Source organism: Microbacterium sp. SW12 (genome assembly GCF_055391095.1).
On the sequence record NZ_AP024335.1, the window covers coordinates 2,898,058 to 2,915,668 of the forward strand.

Consider the following 17,611-nt stretch of genomic DNA (forward strand, 5'->3'; position numbering starts at 1 on the left):
AGCGGAGGGCGCTCGCAGACCAGTTCTGACGACCGACAGCAGTTCATCGTCAGCCGGTTCCTACAGATGTCACGCTCCGAGTTGTCCATTTCGCAGGGGAGATGTCTACGCGATGTCCATATGGACCTTTCGGGGCATTGGGGCGAGTCGCTTCGGTGGGATTCGCAAAAAACGTCGAGACGCCGACTGACCGGCGCTCGTAGATTCGAAGCGTGTCCTCAGTCGTCCTTCCACTCACCGCTCAGCGGCATGCGGAACGTGTGAGCCGGGCACTTCACTGGATGGAGGAGCGTCTCGAGGAGCCGGTGACCCTCGCCGAGATCGCGGCGGTCGCTGGTCTTTCGCCGCATCACTTTCACCGCGTCTTCCGTGCGGTCGTGGGTGAGAACCCGAAAGCGCACCTGCGCCGGTTGCGGCTTGAGCGAGCGGTCTACCGACTCAAAGTCAGTACGGACACGGTGCTGCACATCGCGTTGGAATCGGCCGCGTCCGTTTGAGTGGTGGTCTTTCGCTTCGTTGCGATGATCAGCTGTCGTTAGTTTAGGCGGCGGTGATCTCGGGGAGTATCACCGCCTCGTCGATGGTGGGGGTGGTCGCGGTGAGCTCGGTCATGGAGGCTTCGGAGAAGTAGCGGCGGTCGGCGGCTTCCCATTCGTCGTGTTGCTCGACGAGGACGGAGCCGGCCAGGCGGAGCAGGGCGGCGTTGTTCGGGAACACGCCAACGACGTCGGTGCGGCGCTTGATCTCCCGATTGAGGCGTTCCAGCGGGTTCGTGGACCAGATCTGTCGCCAATGCCGGGCGGGGAACGCTTTGAACGCGAGGATGTCGTCACGGGCGTCGGTGAGCATCACGGCGGTCTTGGGGTGGACGCGCTCGATCATGCGCACGACTTCGTCGAACTGGGCATCGATGTGCTCGGCGTCGGGTTGGGCGAAGATCGTGCGGATCACGCTGGCGACCATCTCCTGCCGGCCCTTCGGGAGGGCGGTCAGGACGTTGCGCATGAAGTGGACGCGGCAGCGCTGCCAGGCGGCGCCCTGCAACACGGTCGCTGCGGCCTTCTTCAGTCCGGCGTGGGCGTCGGAGATCACCAGCTTCACCCCGCCCAGACCTCGTGTCTTCAACGAGCGCAGGAACTGCTTCCAGAACTCCTCGGTCTCGCTGTCTCCGACATCGAAGCCCAGCACGACCCGCCGCCCGTCAGCGGCGACGCCGATCGCGACGACGACCGCCTGGGACACGACACGGTGGTCGATGCGGACCTTGCAGTAGGTCGCGTCGAGGAACACGTAGGGGTAGGCGATGTCAGACAGCGAGCGGTCGCGGAACGATGCGACCTCGGCGTCGAGCCCTTGGCAGATGCGGGACACCTCGGACTTCGAGATGCCAGTGTCAGCGCCGAGCGCTTTGACGAGGTCATCGACCTTCCGGGTTGAGACGCCGTGGAGGTAGGCCTCCATCACGACCGCGAACAAGGCTTGGTCGACCCGGCGGCGCCGCTCCAGCAGCGACGGGAAGAACGACCCCTGCCGCAACTTCGGGATCCGCAACTCCAGATCCCCAGCCGTGGTCGACAGCACCCGCGGCCGGGAACCGTTGCGGGTAGTCGTGCGCTCGCTCGTGCGCTCGTAGGGGGCGGCGCCGATGAATGCGGCTGTCTCCGCGTCGATCAGCTCCTGGTAGAGCCGCTCGGTCGCGGCTCGGATGCGGTCGGTGGTGCCGGTGAGCTTCAGTTCCCCGAGCAGCTCGAGGAGGGCAGACTGGTCAAGAGCCATCGTGCGGTGTCGTCTTTCTGTGTGAGTTCTTGGTCGTTCTCACTGACCATCGCACGATGGCTCACCCCGTCGCGGTCACGACGCCGCGGGCCCGAAAGACCACCACCCCGCGGGACTCCAGGCCCGGTAGCCGGGGAACGACTGGGCCCGGCCGGTGAAACCATGCGCCCACTCGGTGAGATCGTCCAGCCGCCCCCTGTGCGTCAGGATGGGGTGAGACACCAGCACTGCTGACCTTCGCACTGCACGGGGCGAGAACGGACCAATACTGAGATGACGATGACGGTTGCTGACGTCGGCACCGATGATGGGGCTATGGCTCCTCGTGCTGACCGGCCCAAGAGGCGGACGTTCACCGCCGAGTTCAAAGCGGCGATCCTGGCCGAGTACGACGCCGCGGACCGCTCTGGGCGTGGGGAGATCCTGCGCCGGGAGGGCCTGTACACCTCCCACATCATCGAGTGGCGCAAGGCCGCGGCCGCCGGCTCGCTGTCCGGGCTGGGCAGCAAGCCGCGGGACCGGCGCGAGCGGGAGCTGCAGGCGCTACGGGCCCGGGCGGAGAAGGCCGAGGCCGAGCTGGCCAAGACCAGGGCGGCGCTGGACCTGATGGGAAAAGCACACGCGCTCTTGGAGACGCTCTCCGAGAGCGCGGACAAGCCGCCGCGGTCGCCGCGGTGATCAACCCGGCCGTCGACGGGCTGGCCGAGCACGTCGGCACCGCGGCTGCGTGCGCGCTGCTGGGTCGCTCCCGCGCCAGTCACTACCGGGCCAAGAACCCGCCACCGCCACGTCCACGGACACCGCGGCCGGCACCGGCGAACAAGCTGTCCGCCGCCGAGCGGGCCCACGTGCTGGCCGTGTTGACCAGCCAGCGGTTCGCGGACAAGTCGGTCGCCCAGGTCTGGGCCACGCTGCTGGACGAGGGCACCTACCTGTGCTCGATGTCCACGATGCACCGGATCCTGCGCGAGCACGACATGGCCGGGGAACGGCGCCGGCAGGCGAGCCACCCGCCCCGGACCCGGCCCGAGCTCGTCGCGACGGCGCCGGGGCAGGTGTGGAGTTGGGACATCACAAAGCTCAAGGGGCCGGAGCGGGGCGTGTACTACGACCTGTACGTCGTGCTCGACATCTTCTCCAGGTTCGTCGTGGGCTGGACCATCGCGGCCCGCGAGGACGCCGAGATCGCCAAGAACCTGCTCGAGCACGCCATGGGCATCCATGGCGTGCCGGAGGCGATCCACGCCGACCGCGGGACCTCGATGACCTCCAAACCGGTCGCTCAGCTGCTCGTCGACCTCGGGGTGGCCAGGTCGCACTCCCGCCCGCACGTGTCGAACGACAACCCTTACAGCGAGGCGGCGTTCAAGACGCTGAAGTACGCCCCGGTCTTCCCCGAGCGCTTCGGGTCCCTGGCCGACGCCGGCGCGTTCGCCGAGCAGTTCTTCGCCTACTACAACCACGAGCACCGCCACTGCGGGATCGGGCTGCACACCCCCGCCAGCGTCCACTTCGGCACCGCCGGGCAGGTCCGCGCCCAGCGCCAGGCCACCCTGGACGCGGCCTACGCCGCCCGTCCCGAGCGCTTCGGCCACCGCCGACCCCAGGCGCCCAAGCTGCCCGAGGCCGCCTGGATCAACCAGCCCTCACAGGAGGCCCTCATACAGACCGCCTGACGGAATCTGTCTCACCCGCCTTGACACTTTCCGGAAGACCACGGCCTGCTCACTCGCACCGTCTACCCCGAGGTTCCCGCTCGCGTGGAGTACGAACTTACTGACCTCGGACACAGCGCAGCCGCCCCGTTGAAGCATCTGCGCGACTGGGTTGAACACAACGTCGGAACCGACCAGTAGCGACCCCCTCGGCGCTACATCGAGCCAGGAGTCCCGGCCTCCGCGTAATACCGCGTCAACACAGACGAGGCGTCGCGGTCGCCGTCACCGGACACGACAGAGTTCAGCAGGTACCGGTACCCGTCACCGGTCGTCATCACCCTAATTGATAACGTCACACCTAGAAGGTGCGAAGTAACCGACGCGCGAGCACAGGAGCGCTTCTGTCATTTCGAAGGCGAGACTTCGCGCGATTGGGATTCGCCGGGCCATCCTTCTTCTCTTTCGTCGAACGTCACCGCAACACCGTGTCGCTGGGGTTCGTGAAATCTTCTTCCGGAAGCGAAACCCAGGTACTGCGCCATGAGGAACTCGCCGCAGCGATGCACAGGCGTTCGACAGTTCGGTCGCACGAACCGATCGTTTGTTAACGGACGGCACTGTACGTCGATCGAAAGTCGCGCCGACACCCCCTGCGAATTCGCGTCGCGGGATAGTTTGCCAGGATCCGGCGATCAGCGTGGTGCGCATCAAGGAGGTGCGCAGCGGCCTCAGCACGAGGAGCCTGCCCGCGAGGCCGACCACCCCGCCCCTAGGAACGGTAGGAGTGCGACGTCGGGGCGAGCTGGGGGCCACCCCCCGAGACCGAAAGTAGCACCGCAGCGACGATAAGCGCCACGCCAACCAGGGTGGTCGTCAGCTCCCCGACCAACGAACCGATCCATCCGCGTTCCTGGAGGTCTCGGAACATCCTTATGCTCAGCCCGAACGTTCCGTTCGAGCTGCGAACCGATCGTCTCGATGCGTCGTGGCAGACGCCTCAGCTGTCCACCGATGACCTGGAGTTGCACGCGGCCGTCGGCGAACATCTCCCTTGAGTCCATCGCCAGACGTATGAAATGAGGAGTTCGAGCAAGGGCCCGATCGACCAAGTCGTAGTCGGCAACGAGCTGGCACAGCGTTCCCTCGAGTGACACGAAGGAAACGACTGGCGTTCTCCTCCGCTGTTGGGGACGTCGGGTCGGCTGAAATAATGGCCGGGACGATACGGTGGCGAGTCAGAGCGCCGTGATCCACCGCGCGATCTCGTCAGCGATCTCGTCGCTATTGTCTTCGACCATCAGCGAGTGGCCGTTCCCAGCGAGAAGAGGCAGTTCGGACGACCAGAAGGTGACGGCGGCGCCCTGATCGGTGAGCCAGGCCACGATGTCCTGATCCAGCTGCGAGGGGTGGTCGGTATCGGCTCCACCCGTGAAGACGAGAATCGGCTTGTTCGTGAACGCGTCGGTCGGCCCGATCCTCATTTGGCTCCCACCGATGTTCTGACGCTGATAAAGCATCCGGGCCGGGATCGGCCGAAGGGTGCGGCGGAACACCTCGATGCACTCGCGGGGGAACCGCCGGCTGGGTCCGATGGCCTTGTCGTTCACGAAGGCGCTTGTGGGTTCCCAGAAACCCATCTTCGGGATGGTCCAGTCGATGGCCGCTCCACGGATGGAGACCTCCTGGTCGGACTCCCTCACGATCTCGGGCACCGCCTGTATATTTCCAGGCGGGCCCGGAGCGACGGCTACGAGCCCGTCGATGAGATCGCCATGCGTCTCTAGGAGGCGGAAGCCAATCGGACCTGCCATCGAGTGCACGACCAGCACGACGTTCCGGCCGAGACCAGAGAGGAACACGCCCATCCCTCGGCACACGCTCTCATAGTCCAGCCGCGCAGACGCCGCACGATCATCGACGTGTTGGGCCGCCTCATAGGACAACCCCAGCCAGTCCACCACCAGCACACCGTAGCCATGCGATACGAATCGTGCCGCCCAGCCCTGTCGGCCGTCGGGCGTCTCGAGATAGTACTCGTTCGAGGCACCACCCCCGTGCACGAGGACGATCCACCGAGCAGGCGCACCCGACGGCGCCAGTTCGGTGTACGAGATCGGCGCGACGTCGTCTGGGTAGGCAATGACGGCGTCGAGGGCCCGTGCGAGCCTCTCCGGATGCGTGAGCATCACCATATGGCTTCCGTCGATCTCGATCGTGCGCGGACTATCAAGCCGCCCGGCCGCGGCCTGGTAGATCTCAGCGGGAACGGCCTGGTCCTGAGCGAGGAACACATAACTTGACGGGATGCTGCTCGCCCAGAACCGGTCGAGGCGGATCGGCTCATAGAACCAGCCTGCCGGCGTTGGGACGAGCCTCGGCTCGACCGCGGCGAGCTGCTCCGGGGTCGCGTCCTGCATAAACGACGCGGCCCAGAGCTCAGGCGGCATGACGACGGTGTTGTCGTCGGACTGACTCGCAAGCGCCTTCACCGCTGCGACCAACGGATCGGGGAGCACGTCGTTAATGGTCTCGCCGTCGCGCAGCACCCAGGCGTCGACGAAGACGACCCGGCCGATGCGCTCGGGCATCGCCTCAGCGACGAGTTGGATGAGCGGACCTCCGCCGCTATGACCGACGAGCACGATGTCGAGCTGGGTGAGCTCTCTTACCTGATCGATCAGATCGCGCGCCATCATGCTCATCGTGACGCCGGAGCGGTCCACGTCACCGTCTTCGAGACCGCGCAGCGTCGGCGCGATCACCTCGTGCCCCATTCTGCGCAATTCGTCGGCGACGCCGTCCCACGCCCAGCCGCCTACCCATCCGCCGTGCACCAGTACGATCTGCATTGATCATCCTCTTCGCATATTTATTTGCTGAGCAGAACTTGTTCCTAACTAGAAGACACAATAGCTTGCGCGGCGCCAACAGTCCAGCATGGCTCGAGCTCTCTTCAGAACGCGCCGAACGACCCCTGCACCAGGTCGCAGGGGAAAGAGACGACGAGCCTTCAGGAGGTCAGGTCGGCCAGACGTACGGCTGCCTCATCGAGGAGTGCGACGAGGGTCTTCACCTTGCGGGGAGGCAAGCGGAACACCGGGGCAGATGCGTTGATCGCCAACCGCAGCCCGCTCGCCGAGGGAACGGCCACGGCCACCGAGGCCACGCCCTCCTCGCTCTCCTCCCGGTTCGTTGCATAGCCCTGCTTCGCGACAAGATCCAGTTGTGCGAGGAGCTCGGTCTTGGTACGGATCGACTGCGGAGTCACCTGTGAGAGTTGCTCGTCGGGGTAGAGACGGTCCAATTGTTCTCGCGGGAGCTGCGCCAGGAGAACCTTTCCCGTGGAGGTGCAATGGGCCGGCATCTCCTTGCCCAACCGTGAAGCGACTCGCACCGCCGTCGTCGGTTCCGAGACTGCGAGAAAGCGAGTGGAGTTGCCGTCGAGCGTGCCGAGGTGAACCGTCTCGCCGGCTTGGTGGCTGAGTTCCTCGAGGATCGGTTGCACGATCTGCGGGATGTCCATCTTTCTCAGCACCGAGAAGGCGATCGTGGTCAACGACGGCCCTGGCCCGTATGTCTTCGTTCGCGGGTCTTGCCGCACGAATCCTCGCCATTGAAGCATCGCGAGGATGCGATGCGCCGTTGAGGTCGCGACACCCAGGTGCTTGCTGGCGTCCGTCAGTCGAAGTTCGTTCTTCTCACCGAGCAGGAGCAGGAGTTTCAGGGCATTGTCGACCGACTCGATCGGTATTGCGGAGCCGCATCGACTCCGTCGGCTGCTCTATTTCTCTGCACAACAGAAACTGTATCGTTCCTGCCGGCCCTCAGGGCCGCCATCAAGGGCAAGGCGATCCCGTCCAGGTCTATCCGGACGCCGATTCGAGCAGCCGGCCCAGTCGTACACGAACGTCGGAAAGCGACGATCCCGCTGCGATGGACCGGCGGACTTCGACGAGAGCGCGGGGCCAATTCAGTACCACTGCCCCGTCGAATGACAGACCATTCTGAGAGTACAGAGACGCGATCCGGTCGGGTGTTCGAGGGTCCGTCACCATCTCGGGGTTGACTGCCGTCGTGCGACCGACGATGTGCAGCTTCCAGTTGAACTGGTCACTCCAGACATACTCGACAGGCAGATATGAGCGTCGGTCGTCGGGATGAGCGATGTTGTGCGCGACACAGCGCGCCTGGTCGACCGCATTCGTCCAGTGCTCAAGACGGGTGAGATCGCCGCGAACCGGATGCCGCCACCGCGCAACATCGCCGATCGCATGGATTTCCGGGGCGCCGAGTGCCGTGAGGAATTCGTCGCAGACGAGACCGTCGTCGATCTCGAGCCCTGAGTCCTCGAGCCATTCGACGTTCGGCACTGCCCCGATGCCGATGACGACGACATCACCGTGGAGCTCGGAACCGTCATCCAGGAGCACGCGGAAGTCTCCCTTCGCACCGTCGATCTGCGCGACCGTCCGTCCGAGAACCGCATGTACGCCATGCCGGGAGTGCTTCTGCGAGAAGAGGGCGCCAATCTCGTCACCGAGCCGGCGTGACATCAGGTCGCGTGTCGCCGAGACCAGGGTGACATCGACTCCGAGCCCAAGAGCGGTCGCGGCGACCTCGGCGCCGATGAAGCCCGCTCCGATGACGATGATCCTGCGATCGGGAACTAGCTCGGCGCGCAGCCGGTCTGCGTCGTCGAGTGTCCGCAGCACATGGATTCCCTCGCCTTCACCCCACGGCGACGGCCGCGCGCGGACGCCGGTCGCCACCACGAGGTCATCGAAGCCGACCCGCCGTCCATTCGCCAGCCGGAGCTCCGACAACGCACGGTCCAGACCTACCGCCGGCACACCGAGACGAAGGTCGATGTTAAGCTCGAGCGCCTCCGCCGCCGTGAGGAGCGTGACCTCGGCTGCACCTGCACCGACGAGGTATCCCTTCGACAGCGGCGGCTTGTCGTAGGGCAGCACGGGCTCGGAGCCGATGAGCACAACGTCTCCGCGATACCCCTCTGCCCGAAGCGCCTGCGCGGCCCGTACCCCCGCGATCGACGCACCGACAATCGCTGTCGTCATTCGTCTTCCACCCGGAGCGCGGAAACCGGGCAGCTGTTCGCCGCCTCGGTGACCCGTTTCCGGTCGGCCTCGTCGACCTCTGTTCTGAGCAGGATCACGACGCCGTCGTCATCGAGATCGAAATAGTCTCCCGCGGCCATGATGCAGTTGGCGTAGCCCTGACAGAGCCCGAGATCCGCTTTCACGACAGGCATGTGTCACTCCTCTCCTGCTTCTTCAGGCGTTATCTCAGGGAACATCGGTGCGAACGGTTGGGCGATCATGGCGGAGAACGTCGCCGTAGTCTGCCAGGTCAGCGCCTCGAGCTCGAGCGGATCGAGAGCGACCCACTGCCCGGATCGCGGCGACTCGATCAGGAGCCGGGAGCCGTTGCGTGTCTCCACGCGAGATACCCGGATCTCCGAGAACTCATTGGCGATCGAGATCGGAGCCCCTACCCGCTGGTCTTCGAGCCGCTGACGTTCGTCTGCTGCTGCGATGGCCGCGATGCGGTCGTCCTCTTCGCCTTCCCATTCGAGTTTCATAGGAAGATCGCCAGATTCTGTGTGCGCAAGACCGACTCGTCGACCGTGATGGTTCGGCGTGCGAGCTGCAACCCGCCGCCGACACGTCGCAGAACGTCTTCGCGGCCGGCCGAGATCACCGCGGGCTCGTGCACGTCGCCGCGACTGCGGAAAAGAAGCACCGCAGAATCGACGACGACCTCGCCCGGGACGTCGCTCTCGAAGGTGCGCACGTTCGTGACGAAGTGACGGAGCCGGGAGGGCGGATCCTCTGTCCAGGCGTGTTCCGTGAGGAAGCGGGCGACCCGCCGGCTCAGGGAGTACTTGTTCTCGTCCCAATGCGCCATGCCCGGAGACGTCGAGTACCCGGCGCCGAGCGCGGTAGTGACCTGCACGGGCATGATGTAGTGCACATCGTCGGCGATGAGGTCGAGCCAGTCCTCGTACCGCTGCTCGTCGAGGATGTATGCCTCTTCGACGAGCCACCTGTGCGTCTCCAGATGCAGGCCGTCCGAGAACGACAACGAACTCCCCACCCGCGTGGCTTTGGTCGTATGTGCTCCGAGCGGCGACTCTTTCAGTCGAACCCAGCGCGCCTCGGTCATGACAGCCCCTCCGGCATCCCCACCGACGAGATGATCAGCGCGGTCGGCTCCGTCTCGAGGTAGTCCGCCCAGCGCTCGAGCAGATGCCGCTGGTTGTACTCTCCGTAACCGACGTGGGCCACGCCCGGGCCAGAGAACGCGTCCGGTCCGAGCGGCTCCACGACGAATCTGCCGTCTTTCAGCACGCCCATCCGGCTGTTCAGCAGCAAGCGCCGCGCCATATTCCCTTTCGCGGTGTTCGTAAGGGACACCCAGTTCTCCACATCGTCCTGCTCGAACATCCCCGTGCTGCCGAAGCACATCAGGTACGCCTTGTACGACAGAGCCTTGAACTCCTCCGGTGCCGCTGCGTCGACGGCGAACCAGGAAAGCACCTCGGTCTCGTTCTCGCTGATCGGCTGCCAGGTACGGATCGAGATGAACGGGAGCACGTCGTCGCCGTCTTCCACCTTCGGCCAGTTGTGCACGAAGCTCATGTTCGGGAAGATCGAGGCCGCCGAGATCATGAAGCCGTTCTCGCCGATCACATTGAGCTGGTCCTGGGACCAGACCTCCTTCATCCGGTCGATCATCTCGTCGGGGTAGCCCACGTAGCGCAGCCGCTCCTCGAGCGTTCCCTCCGGAAGCTTGTAGGTCGTGCCTCCGCCGTTGCCCGCCCAGTACGTGTTGCCGTCTTTACGCTTCTCCGCCTTCGGTTCGCGGAAGAGGCCGATCTCGACCACCGAGGTGTGGGTCTGTGGCGTGTGGTACATGTCGCCGGCGAAGTTCTCTGCGCCGATCTTCCAGTTCGCCTTCACCCGCCAGCGCTGCGGGCCGCGGAGCTCGATGCCCGAGGAGCTCTGCTTCGTGTAGTAGTCGAGATAGAAAGCGAAATCGCCGAGGTAGTCGATCAGCGGTGGCGCATCCGGATCCATGCTGATGAAGATCAACCCGTTGTAGCTGTCGAGGCTCGGCGCCGGAAGCAGGCGGGCTCCCTTGCGATTGAAGCCAGCCTCGCCACCGTACGCCTCTTCGTGGAACGGCAGCCCCACGATTCGTCCGTCGTTGCGGTACGACCAGCCGTGATACGGGCAGCGGAAGTGCGAGGCGTTGCCCATTTCCGCCCGGCACACCTGCATTCCTCGGTGCAGGCACATGTTGAACATCGCCTTGACGGAGCCACTCTCGTCGCGCACCACGATGAACGAGTCGTCGAGCACTCGCCGCACCACGTAGTCGCCGGGCTGAGGGATCTCTGATTCGTGACCCACGAAGATCCACGCGCGACTGAACAAGCGCTCCCGCTCGAGCCCTGTGCGTCAGGATGGGGTGAGACACCAGCACTGCTGACCTTCGCACTGCACGGGGCGAGAACGGACCAATACTGAGATGACGATGACGGTTGCTGACGTCGGCACCGATGATGGGGCTATGGCTCCTCGTGCTGACCGGCCCAAGAGGCGGACGTTCACCGCCGAGTTCAAAGCGGCGATCCTGGCCGAGTACGACGCCGCGGACCGCTCTGGGCGTGGGGAGATCCTGCGCCGGGAGGGCCTGTACACCTCCCACATCATCGAGTGGCGCAAGGCCGCGGCCGCCGGCTCGCTGTCCGGGCTGGGCAGCAAGCCGCGGGACCGGCGCGAGCGGGAGCTGCAGGCGCTACGGGCCCGGGCGGAGAAGGCCGAGGCCGAGCTGGCCAAGACCAGGGCGGCGCTGGACCTGATGGGAAAAGCACACGCGCTCTTGGAGACGCTCTCCGAGAGCGCGGACAAGCCGCCGCGGTCGCCGCGGTGATCAACCCGGCCGTCGACGGGCTGGCCGAGCACGTCGGCACCGCGGCTGCGTGCGCGCTGCTGGGTCGCTCCCGCGCCAGTCACTACCGGGCCAAGAACCCGCCACCGCCACGTCCACGGACACCGCGGCCGGCACCGGCGAACAAGCTGTCCGCCGCCGAGCGGGCCCACGTGCTGGCCGTGTTGACCAGCCAGCGGTTCGCGGACAAGTCGGTCGCCCAGGTCTGGGCCACGCTGCTGGACGAGGGCACCTACCTGTGCTCGATGTCCACGATGCACCGGATCCTGCGCGAGCACGACATGGCCGGGGAACGGCGCCGGCAGGCGAGCCACCCGCCCCGGACCCGGCCCGAGCTCGTCGCGACGGCGCCGGGGCAGGTGTGGAGTTGGGACATCACAAAGCTCAAGGGGCCGGAGCGGGGCGTGTACTACGACCTGTACGTCGTGCTCGACATCTTCTCCAGGTTCGTCGTGGGCTGGACCATCGCGGCCCGCGAGGACGCCGAGATCGCCAAGAACCTGCTCGAGCACGCCATGGGCATCCATGGCGTGCCGGAGGCGATCCACGCCGACCGCGGGACCTCGATGACCTCCAAACCGGTCGCTCAGCTGCTCGTCGACCTCGGGGTGGCCAGGTCGCACTCCCGCCCGCACGTGTCGAACGACAACCCTTACAGCGAGGCGGCGTTCAAGACGCTGAAGTACGCCCCGGTCTTCCCCGAGCGCTTCGGGTCCCTGGCCGACGCCGGCGCGTTCGCCGAGCAGTTCTTCGCCTACTACAACCACGAGCACCGCCACTGCGGGATCGGGCTGCACACCCCCGCCAGCGTCCACTTCGGCACCGCCGGGCAGGTCCGCGCCCAGCGCCAGGCCACCCTGGACGCGGCCTACGCCGCCCGTCCCGAGCGCTTCGGCCACCGCCGACCCCAGGCGCCCAAGCTGCCCGAGGCCGCCTGGATCAACCAGCCCTCACAGAAGCTTCTATGTCTCGTCAACCCCCAGTTTGAGCGGCTGAGGCGGCGTTGAGGTGTCGATAGATGCTGCGGGCGAGGTAGCGCTTGAGGATGCGCCGGATTTCGCGGTCGGTCTTGCCTTCGGCGCGCCGCCGGTCGACGTAGGCGCGGGTGCCGGGGTCGTGGACCATTCGGACCATCGCAATGACGTTCAGCGCTCGGTTCAGCTGCCGGTCTCCGCCGCGGTTGAGTCGGTGTCGTGTGGTGTTGCCCGAGGATGCCGGGATGGGATTCACCCCCGCGAGAGCGGCGAACGCGGCTTCGTTGGTGACTCGGCCGGGGTGAGACCACGCGACGAGAGTTCTCGCTGCTGTGACAGGCCCGATGCCGGTCTTGTGGAGCAGTTCGGTGGCCGGGCTGGCTTGGACGAGCTCGCTGATGCGCGCCATGTTCTGATCGAGCTCGGCGTCGAGCTCGAGGATCCGTTTGGCCAGACGGATCGCCTCTGTCCGGGCGGTCGCGGCGGCGATGTGCTCGTCCCGCGTCCGCCAGCGCGCGACCTCAGCGATCCGGCGAGCACCGAGGGGGCGACGAACGTCGAGGCCGAGGTCAGTGATGCGGAGCAGGGCAGTGAGTGCGTTGACTGCTCGCGTGCGCTCACCGGCGAGCTCGTCGCGAGCGGTCAGGAGTATCTGCGTCGCGGCGCGCACGCCCTCGTCTTGGCGTGGGTTTCGGAGTTGATCGGTCGGCAGGGCGAGTACTGCGGCGGCGATCCGCTGCGCATCGATCGGGTCCGACTTGCCGACCCCTCGCCGACCACCGCTCATCCGGGCGGCCTCGACGACGCGGTAGCCGGTGTCGGTGACGTTGCGTGCCAGCTGTGCGCCGTAGCTGCCTGCCCCTTCGATCACCCAGAGCGGGTCGGCGACACCGCTGGCGCGACGCGCGGCCCAGGAGATCGCGCGGGAACGGCCCGCCGCGGTGTTCGGGAACGTTTCGGTCCCGAGGTGCTCACCTGCAGCCGTGAGGACGGCGTAGGTGTGGGTTCGGGCGTGGGTGTCCACGCCGATGATGAACGGATGAGTGTGCGCGACAATGGTGCTCACAGCGGTCCGGTCCTTTCCTTGAGATGGGCGATGACTCCGGTCGCTGACGACCGGCGCCGGCCCGGAAAGGGATCACTTCGGGGCATACCTGTGATGAGCCACGACCGCGAGGTCGGACATGCTTCTGATCAAGCCACCGAGGTGGGCCGGGAAGGCGCCGGTCACTCGCCGCGACCGGACAGTTCATAGGCAAGGCACCCCGAAGGGGCCAGGTTTGTCATGAGTCACGACCACGGCGAAGCGACCAACGCCAACCCTGCCAGCCAGTCCCGGACCAGCCGCCTCTAGATTCACAAGTTGTCAAGCGGCGATTTGGGCGTGTTGCTGTGTGGTGAGCCAGGCTCGGTGGTGGTTGAGGAATCGGGTGTCTCGGGTCGTGCCGCGTTCGATGAGCGAGGTCTTGCTGGTCGCGCAGTGGAGGCCGTCGGCGACGTCGGTGAGTGCTAGTCCGAGCCGCTTGCGTGCGGGTCGGATGTCGCTGCTGTTGGCCGCGGGTCGCGGGTTGGTGATGAGGTGGAATACCTGGCGGGCGATGGCTCGTTTGAGGCAGCGGAGGATGTCCTTCTTGGTCTTACCGGCGGCAGTGAGGCGGGCCGCGTAGGCGCGGGTATCGGGGTCGGTGGCGAGCCGGGCGATCGCGATCTTGTGTAGTGCGGAGTTCGCGGCCCGGTCCCCGCCCCGGTTGAGGCGGTGACGCGTCGTCTTGCCCGAGGAGGCCACCAGCTCGACGTCGTCGAGCGTGAAGGTTGCGGCGGCCTCCAGGGCGTGGGTGCTCGTCACATGCGCGGCGGGCGCGTGACCGGTTTCGACCCGCTCGCACTGTCTGCCTCGGTCTGCTCCCCGGGGTCGCCCTGGGCGGCGGCGTCCTGGGCGGCGGCCCGGGCTTGTCAAGTCTTCTGTGTAAGCGGGTTGGTGTTGGTGGTTAGAGGTAGGGGGTGATGCGGTCGGGGTAGGCGAGTGCGAGTTGTTCGAGGGCTTGTTTCCAGTTCGTGGTCACGTTGCCCTCGATGAGTCGGCCGGAAGCTTTTCGCTGGCTGGAGGGGCGCCCGCGTTCCTTCTCGCGTTCTCGGGCGCGCTTGTCTTCGATGTCGCAGATCGCCAGCCAGAGCAGCTTGACCGCGGCGGCGTCGTTGGGAAAGTGACCCCGCGATTTCGTCACTTTCCGCAGCTGGTAGTTCAGCGACTCGATCGCGTTGGTGGTGTAGATCACGCGGCGCAGCTCGGGCGGGAACGCCAGGAACGGGGTGAACCGGTCCCAGGCGTCCTGGAACGTCTTCACCGCCGAGGGGTAGCGGCGGCCGAGCTCGGAGTCGCTGAACGCCTCGAGCGCTTCGAGCGCGGCGTCCTCGTTCACCGCGGTGTAAATCGGTTTCAGCGCGGCGGCGACGGCTTTGCGGTCTTTGTAGTTCACGAACCGCATCGCCGCGCGGATCAGGTGGACCACGCAGGTCTGCACGGTCGCTTGCGGCCACGTCGCCGCGACCGCCTCGGGAAATCCGGTGAGCCCGTCGGTGCAGACGATCAGCACGTCGCGGATGCCACGGTTGGCAAGCTCGGCGCAGACCGATGCCCAGAACTTCGCGCCTTCGGTGGCCTGCACCCAGATACCCAGGACGTGCTTGATCCCGTCCATGTCGACCCCGACGGCGATATGCGCGGCCTTGTTGCGCACGTGACCGCCGTCACGGATCTTCACGATGATCGCGTCGAGATAGATCACCGGATACAACGCTTCCAATGGGCGGGTCTGCCACGCGAGGACCTCGTCGGCGACCTGGTCGGTGATCTTCGAGATCGTCTCATGGCTGAGCTCGGTGCCGATCGTGTTCGCGAGATGATGCTGGATATCGCGGATGGTCATCCCGCCGGCATAGAGCGAGATGATCATCCCGTCCAGCCCATCCAGCCGGCGCTGCCCCTTCGGGACGAGCATCGGGGTGAACGACCCGTTCCGATCCCGCGGGACCGATAGGTCGATCTCACCGATCTCGGTCGACACCGTCTTCGGCGTCGTGCCGTTGCGGGAGTTCGGATACAGCGACGCTTCCGCATCACCACGCTCGTACCCGACGTGCTCGGTCAGCTCCGCGTCCAGGCCCCGCTCCAGCGCGGCCTTCAGCATGCCACCGAGCAGCCCCTGATCGCCCGTCAGCGGGGTGCCGGCATCGATCTTCGCGAAGATCTCATCCATCGCACCCGACGACTTCAACTGATCAGCGAGCTCCTTCTGCCGACGCCTGCGCTCCTCGCGCTCCGGACTGATAGCCATGGTCTCCATGATGTTCTCCTTCGAGGTGAACCCCACTCACACAGACCATCTGACACCCCCGCGGCCCCGGCGGCTTCGGCGCCGCCGCCGCCGTGGACAGCATCGAGAACTGCCGCCAGCGCGCGCTGACCGACCGCCCGGTCGATCTGGTCAAGGACCGCCCATGCCTCATGACCGGGGTCTGAGAGCTCAGTGACCGCGCGACGCAGATGCCTTCGGTCACCTGCGGTGAGCCTTCCCAGGTCAAGCACCCGGCGTCCGCCGGAGGAGGCGAGCAGGACGCCAAGGTCTTCCAGGTGACGCCCGGGGTCACGCTGGTCGACTTGGAACGCTGCAGCTTTCGCGATGAGCGCCGCCAGCTCGTCAGGCACGCTGATGCGCACGTGACGGGTCTGCCCTTGCAGGGCATACCAGTCGACGCGTGCGAGTGCCTGGCGGGCGCCGGGCACCTGAAGCACCTCACGCTGCGCCCACCGTGCGCGCACCTGCGTACCGACCATCACATCGACGATGTCGTCCTCTCGAACGAACCGGTGCAGGGGCCCACCGCCGACAGGTTCGAGAGGGCGGAAGCCGAGCTGCTGCAACGGCCCGGCGACTGCGCTGATCTGATGTACGCCCATGTTCATGAGGAGGTCAATGTCACCCGTCGGGCGCGGTGGGTTCACACCGGCACGGATCGCATGCGCGTGGACCATCAGCCCGCCGACGAGAACCCACGCTTTCGAGTCGGTGGCATCCGCGACTTCGAATACGAGGTTCCACGGGTGGATGTTGTCCGGGACGACGATCAGGTGTTCCGCGTCAGCCATTCCGCTCTCATCTGGTCAAGAGCTCGAACACCGGCGCTGTGCACGCGGGTCGGCGCGGCGCGCGCGCAGTCGACGGCGACCAGCGCCCTCTGCGCAATCCCTGTCGAAACCCACGTACTGCTGCCGGAGCTGGGTGTGTAGATAGCGACGTTCCCATTGAGGTCGTCGACGAGACCGGCGTCGTCGATGAGGTCCTCCAACGTGCAGCCGGTCAGGTAACCATGAAGCGTCGACGACTCGCCGACGAGACGCTCACCGAGGACATCAATCGCGCTCTCCCCCGTCAGGGACACCTGGTTTCGGACCAGACCAATGTTGCGGGTCGAGAATCCGCGGATCTCTATCGTTTGAGCGATCTTCCGCCACAGCTCGCCTGTCTCGGTCGTCATGATCCTGCGTTGCGTCTTCGCGTCCGCGCCGGTGCCGTAGGAGAGTGCGGCGATGACATACTTGACGGTCCGCTCGGACCACGGCCGGCCGTGTGGGAACCCGAGTCGGGCTCGCTCCTGAACGGATCCGAGGTCAACGATCCAATGGCCGGCCAGCTGCCGGCCGGTGAGCTCGCCGGAGCGGAGCATGTCGCGGACACGTTGGTCACTGACCTCCAGCCGCTTCGCGGCTTCACGGACAGCAATATCGACCATGTCAAAAACCTTTCGCGCTCGAAACGTTTATATCACCGACGTGCACGGTGCGTCCTGAGCGCGACGCGCGTCACGCACGAGGAGGCATCCCGCGGGTACGCGCGGGTCTGAGCGGCGGGCGCATAGTTCGCGCGCGCACCCAGCCTCGACGATCGCTACCCCGCGGCGCGCACGTCCCAGGTCAGCTCCAGCCCGAGCGCAGCAGCGACCTGAGTGATTGTGAGCAGCGCCGGGTAGGACTGCCCCGTTCGATCCGGCTGATCTTCCCCTGCGGGACACCACTGGCGGCTTCCAGCTCACGCTGCGTCATCCCTTGCGCACCGGCGCCTCCCTCAAAAGCGCCCCCAGGGAGGCCCTGTCGCTTGCTGGAAGGTGCGCAGGCAGCGGCGGCGGCGGCGGCGGCCACTGCAAGGACATCCAGCCCGGACCTTACCCGCA

General features: G+C 66.1%; 18 protein-coding genes and 2 pseudogenes. 4 read left to right on the forward strand and 16 right to left on the reverse strand.

The genetic code is table 11. The annotated features are described in order from the left end of the window. Positions 1 to 212: 212 nt before the first annotated feature. Complete coding sequence (locus MICSW_RS14670; protein WP_139833211.1) at positions 213 to 497, forward strand: helix-turn-helix domain-containing protein; 285 nt, start codon at positions 213 to 215, stop codon at positions 495 to 497. Positions 498 to 540: 43 nt separating this feature from the next. Here MICSW_RS14670 and MICSW_RS14675 read toward each other — a convergent pair whose 3' ends face one another. After that, positions 541 to 1,776, reverse strand: a complete 1,236-nt coding sequence (locus MICSW_RS14675; RefSeq protein WP_046746337.1) for an IS256 family transposase — start codon at positions 1,774 to 1,776, stop codon at positions 541 to 543. A gap of 279 nt (positions 1,777 to 2,055) precedes the next feature. Between MICSW_RS14675 and MICSW_RS14680 the strand changes: the two genes are divergently transcribed. Together MICSW_RS14680 and MICSW_RS14685 are read left to right on the forward strand one after the other, a co-directional pair. Beyond that, positions 2,056 to 3,452 (forward strand): IS3 family transposase gene (locus MICSW_RS14680; protein ID WP_370428832.1). Its coding sequence is split into 2 segments (ribosomal slippage): positions 2,056 to 2,392 and positions 2,392 to 3,452, totalling 1,398 coding nucleotides; the frame shifts between segments, so codons are not numbered across the junction. An 84-nt stretch (positions 3,453 to 3,536) separates the two neighbouring features. Next, on the forward strand, positions 3,537 to 3,632 hold the full coding sequence (locus MICSW_RS14685) for a hypothetical protein (protein ID WP_370651862.1): 96 nt from the start codon (positions 3,537 to 3,539) through the stop codon (positions 3,630 to 3,632). Positions 3,633 to 3,646: 14 nt separating this feature from the next. On the opposite strand, the gene MICSW_RS14690 is transcribed toward MICSW_RS14685, so the two are convergent. The 9 genes and pseudogenes from MICSW_RS14690 to MICSW_RS14730 all read right to left on the reverse strand — a co-directional run bounded on the left by MICSW_RS14690 (position 3,647) and on the right by MICSW_RS14730 (position 10,867). Further along, positions 3,647 to 3,769 carry a hypothetical protein gene (locus tag MICSW_RS14690; protein ID WP_267189609.1) on the reverse strand — a complete coding sequence of 41 codons (123 nt, stop codon included), beginning with the start codon at positions 3,767 to 3,769 and terminating at the stop codon, positions 3,647 to 3,649. 900 nt (positions 3,770 to 4,669) lie between these two features. Further along, on the reverse strand, positions 4,670 to 6,283 hold the full coding sequence (locus MICSW_RS14695; RefSeq protein ID WP_464496392.1) for an alpha/beta hydrolase: 1,614 nt from the start codon (positions 6,281 to 6,283) through the stop codon (positions 4,670 to 4,672). Positions 6,284 to 6,444: 161 nt separating this feature from the next. After that, on the reverse strand, positions 6,445 to 6,990 hold the full coding sequence (locus MICSW_RS14700; protein ID WP_223159176.1) for an IclR family transcriptional regulator: 546 nt from the start codon (positions 6,988 to 6,990) through the stop codon (positions 6,445 to 6,447). Positions 6,991 to 7,032: 42 nt separating this feature from the next. Then, positions 7,033 to 7,185: pseudogene (locus MICSW_RS14705) on the reverse strand (helix-turn-helix domain-containing protein); the annotation flags it as partial. Between the two features lie 112 nt (positions 7,186 to 7,297). Continuing rightward, entirely contained in the window at positions 7,298 to 8,509 is a 1,212-nt protein-coding gene (locus tag MICSW_RS14710; RefSeq protein ID WP_005054949.1) for an NAD(P)/FAD-dependent oxidoreductase, read from the reverse strand. Continuing rightward, complete coding sequence (locus tag MICSW_RS14715; RefSeq protein ID WP_005054951.1) at positions 8,506 to 8,703, reverse strand: ferredoxin; 198 nt, start codon at positions 8,701 to 8,703, stop codon at positions 8,506 to 8,508. Before MICSW_RS14715 ends, MICSW_RS14710 begins: the two co-directional genes overlap by 4 nt. A 3-nt stretch (positions 8,704 to 8,706) precedes the next feature. Beyond that, complete coding sequence (locus MICSW_RS14720) at positions 8,707 to 9,033, reverse strand: hypothetical protein (RefSeq protein ID WP_005054953.1); 327 nt, start codon at positions 9,031 to 9,033, stop codon at positions 8,707 to 8,709. Then, positions 9,030 to 9,617 carry a 3-phenylpropionate/cinnamic acid dioxygenase subunit beta gene (locus MICSW_RS14725; protein WP_005054954.1) on the reverse strand — a complete coding sequence of 196 codons (588 nt, stop codon included), beginning with the start codon at positions 9,615 to 9,617 and terminating at the stop codon, positions 9,030 to 9,032. The genes MICSW_RS14720 and MICSW_RS14725 overlap by 4 nt, the downstream gene beginning before the upstream one ends. Then, a complete protein-coding gene (locus MICSW_RS14730; protein ID WP_005054956.1) occupies positions 9,614 to 10,867 on the reverse strand; it encodes an aromatic ring-hydroxylating dioxygenase subunit alpha in 1,254 nt (417 codons plus the stop codon). The genes MICSW_RS14725 and MICSW_RS14730 overlap by 4 nt, the downstream gene beginning before the upstream one ends. A 124-nt stretch (positions 10,868 to 10,991) precedes the next feature. Here MICSW_RS14730 and MICSW_RS14735 point away from each other — a divergent pair. Further along, a protein-coding gene (locus MICSW_RS14735; protein WP_464498425.1) for an IS3 family transposase occupies positions 10,992 to 12,415 on the forward strand; the annotation gives its coding sequence in 2 pieces (ribosomal slippage) (positions 10,992 to 11,328 and positions 11,328 to 12,415; 1,425 coding nt in all). On the opposite strand, the gene MICSW_RS14740 is transcribed toward MICSW_RS14735, so the two are convergent. From MICSW_RS14740 to MICSW_RS14765, 6 genes and pseudogenes are all read right to left on the reverse strand, one after another. After that, a complete protein-coding gene (locus MICSW_RS14740; RefSeq protein ID WP_194384089.1) occupies positions 12,381 to 13,448 on the reverse strand; it encodes an IS110 family RNA-guided transposase in 1,068 nt (355 codons plus the stop codon). The genes MICSW_RS14735 and MICSW_RS14740 overlap by 35 nt on opposite strands. Positions 13,449 to 13,919: 471 nt before the next feature. Then, positions 13,920 to 14,165 (reverse strand): annotated as a pseudogene (locus MICSW_RS14745) (transposase); the annotation flags it as partial. Positions 14,166 to 14,370: 205 nt separating this feature from the next. Further along, positions 14,371 to 15,717: an IS256 family transposase gene (locus tag MICSW_RS14750; protein WP_228481089.1), complete on the reverse strand. Its 1,347-nt coding sequence runs from the start codon at positions 15,715 to 15,717 to the stop codon at positions 14,371 to 14,373. Further along, entirely contained in the window at positions 15,654 to 16,529 is an 876-nt protein-coding gene (locus tag MICSW_RS14755; protein ID WP_464496395.1) for a hypothetical protein, read from the reverse strand. Before MICSW_RS14755 ends, MICSW_RS14750 begins: the two co-directional genes overlap by 64 nt. Beyond that, positions 16,508 to 17,173 (reverse strand): helix-turn-helix domain-containing protein, encoded by a 666-nt coding sequence (locus MICSW_RS14760; protein ID WP_194384087.1) that lies wholly within the window; start codon positions 17,171 to 17,173, stop codon positions 16,508 to 16,510. The genes MICSW_RS14755 and MICSW_RS14760 overlap by 22 nt, the downstream gene beginning before the upstream one ends. Before the next feature lie 181 nt (positions 17,174 to 17,354). Continuing rightward, positions 17,355 to 17,483, reverse strand: a complete 129-nt coding sequence (locus tag MICSW_RS14765; RefSeq protein WP_194384086.1) for a helix-turn-helix domain-containing protein — start codon at positions 17,481 to 17,483, stop codon at positions 17,355 to 17,357. Positions 17,484 to 17,611: the final 128 nt, after the last annotated feature.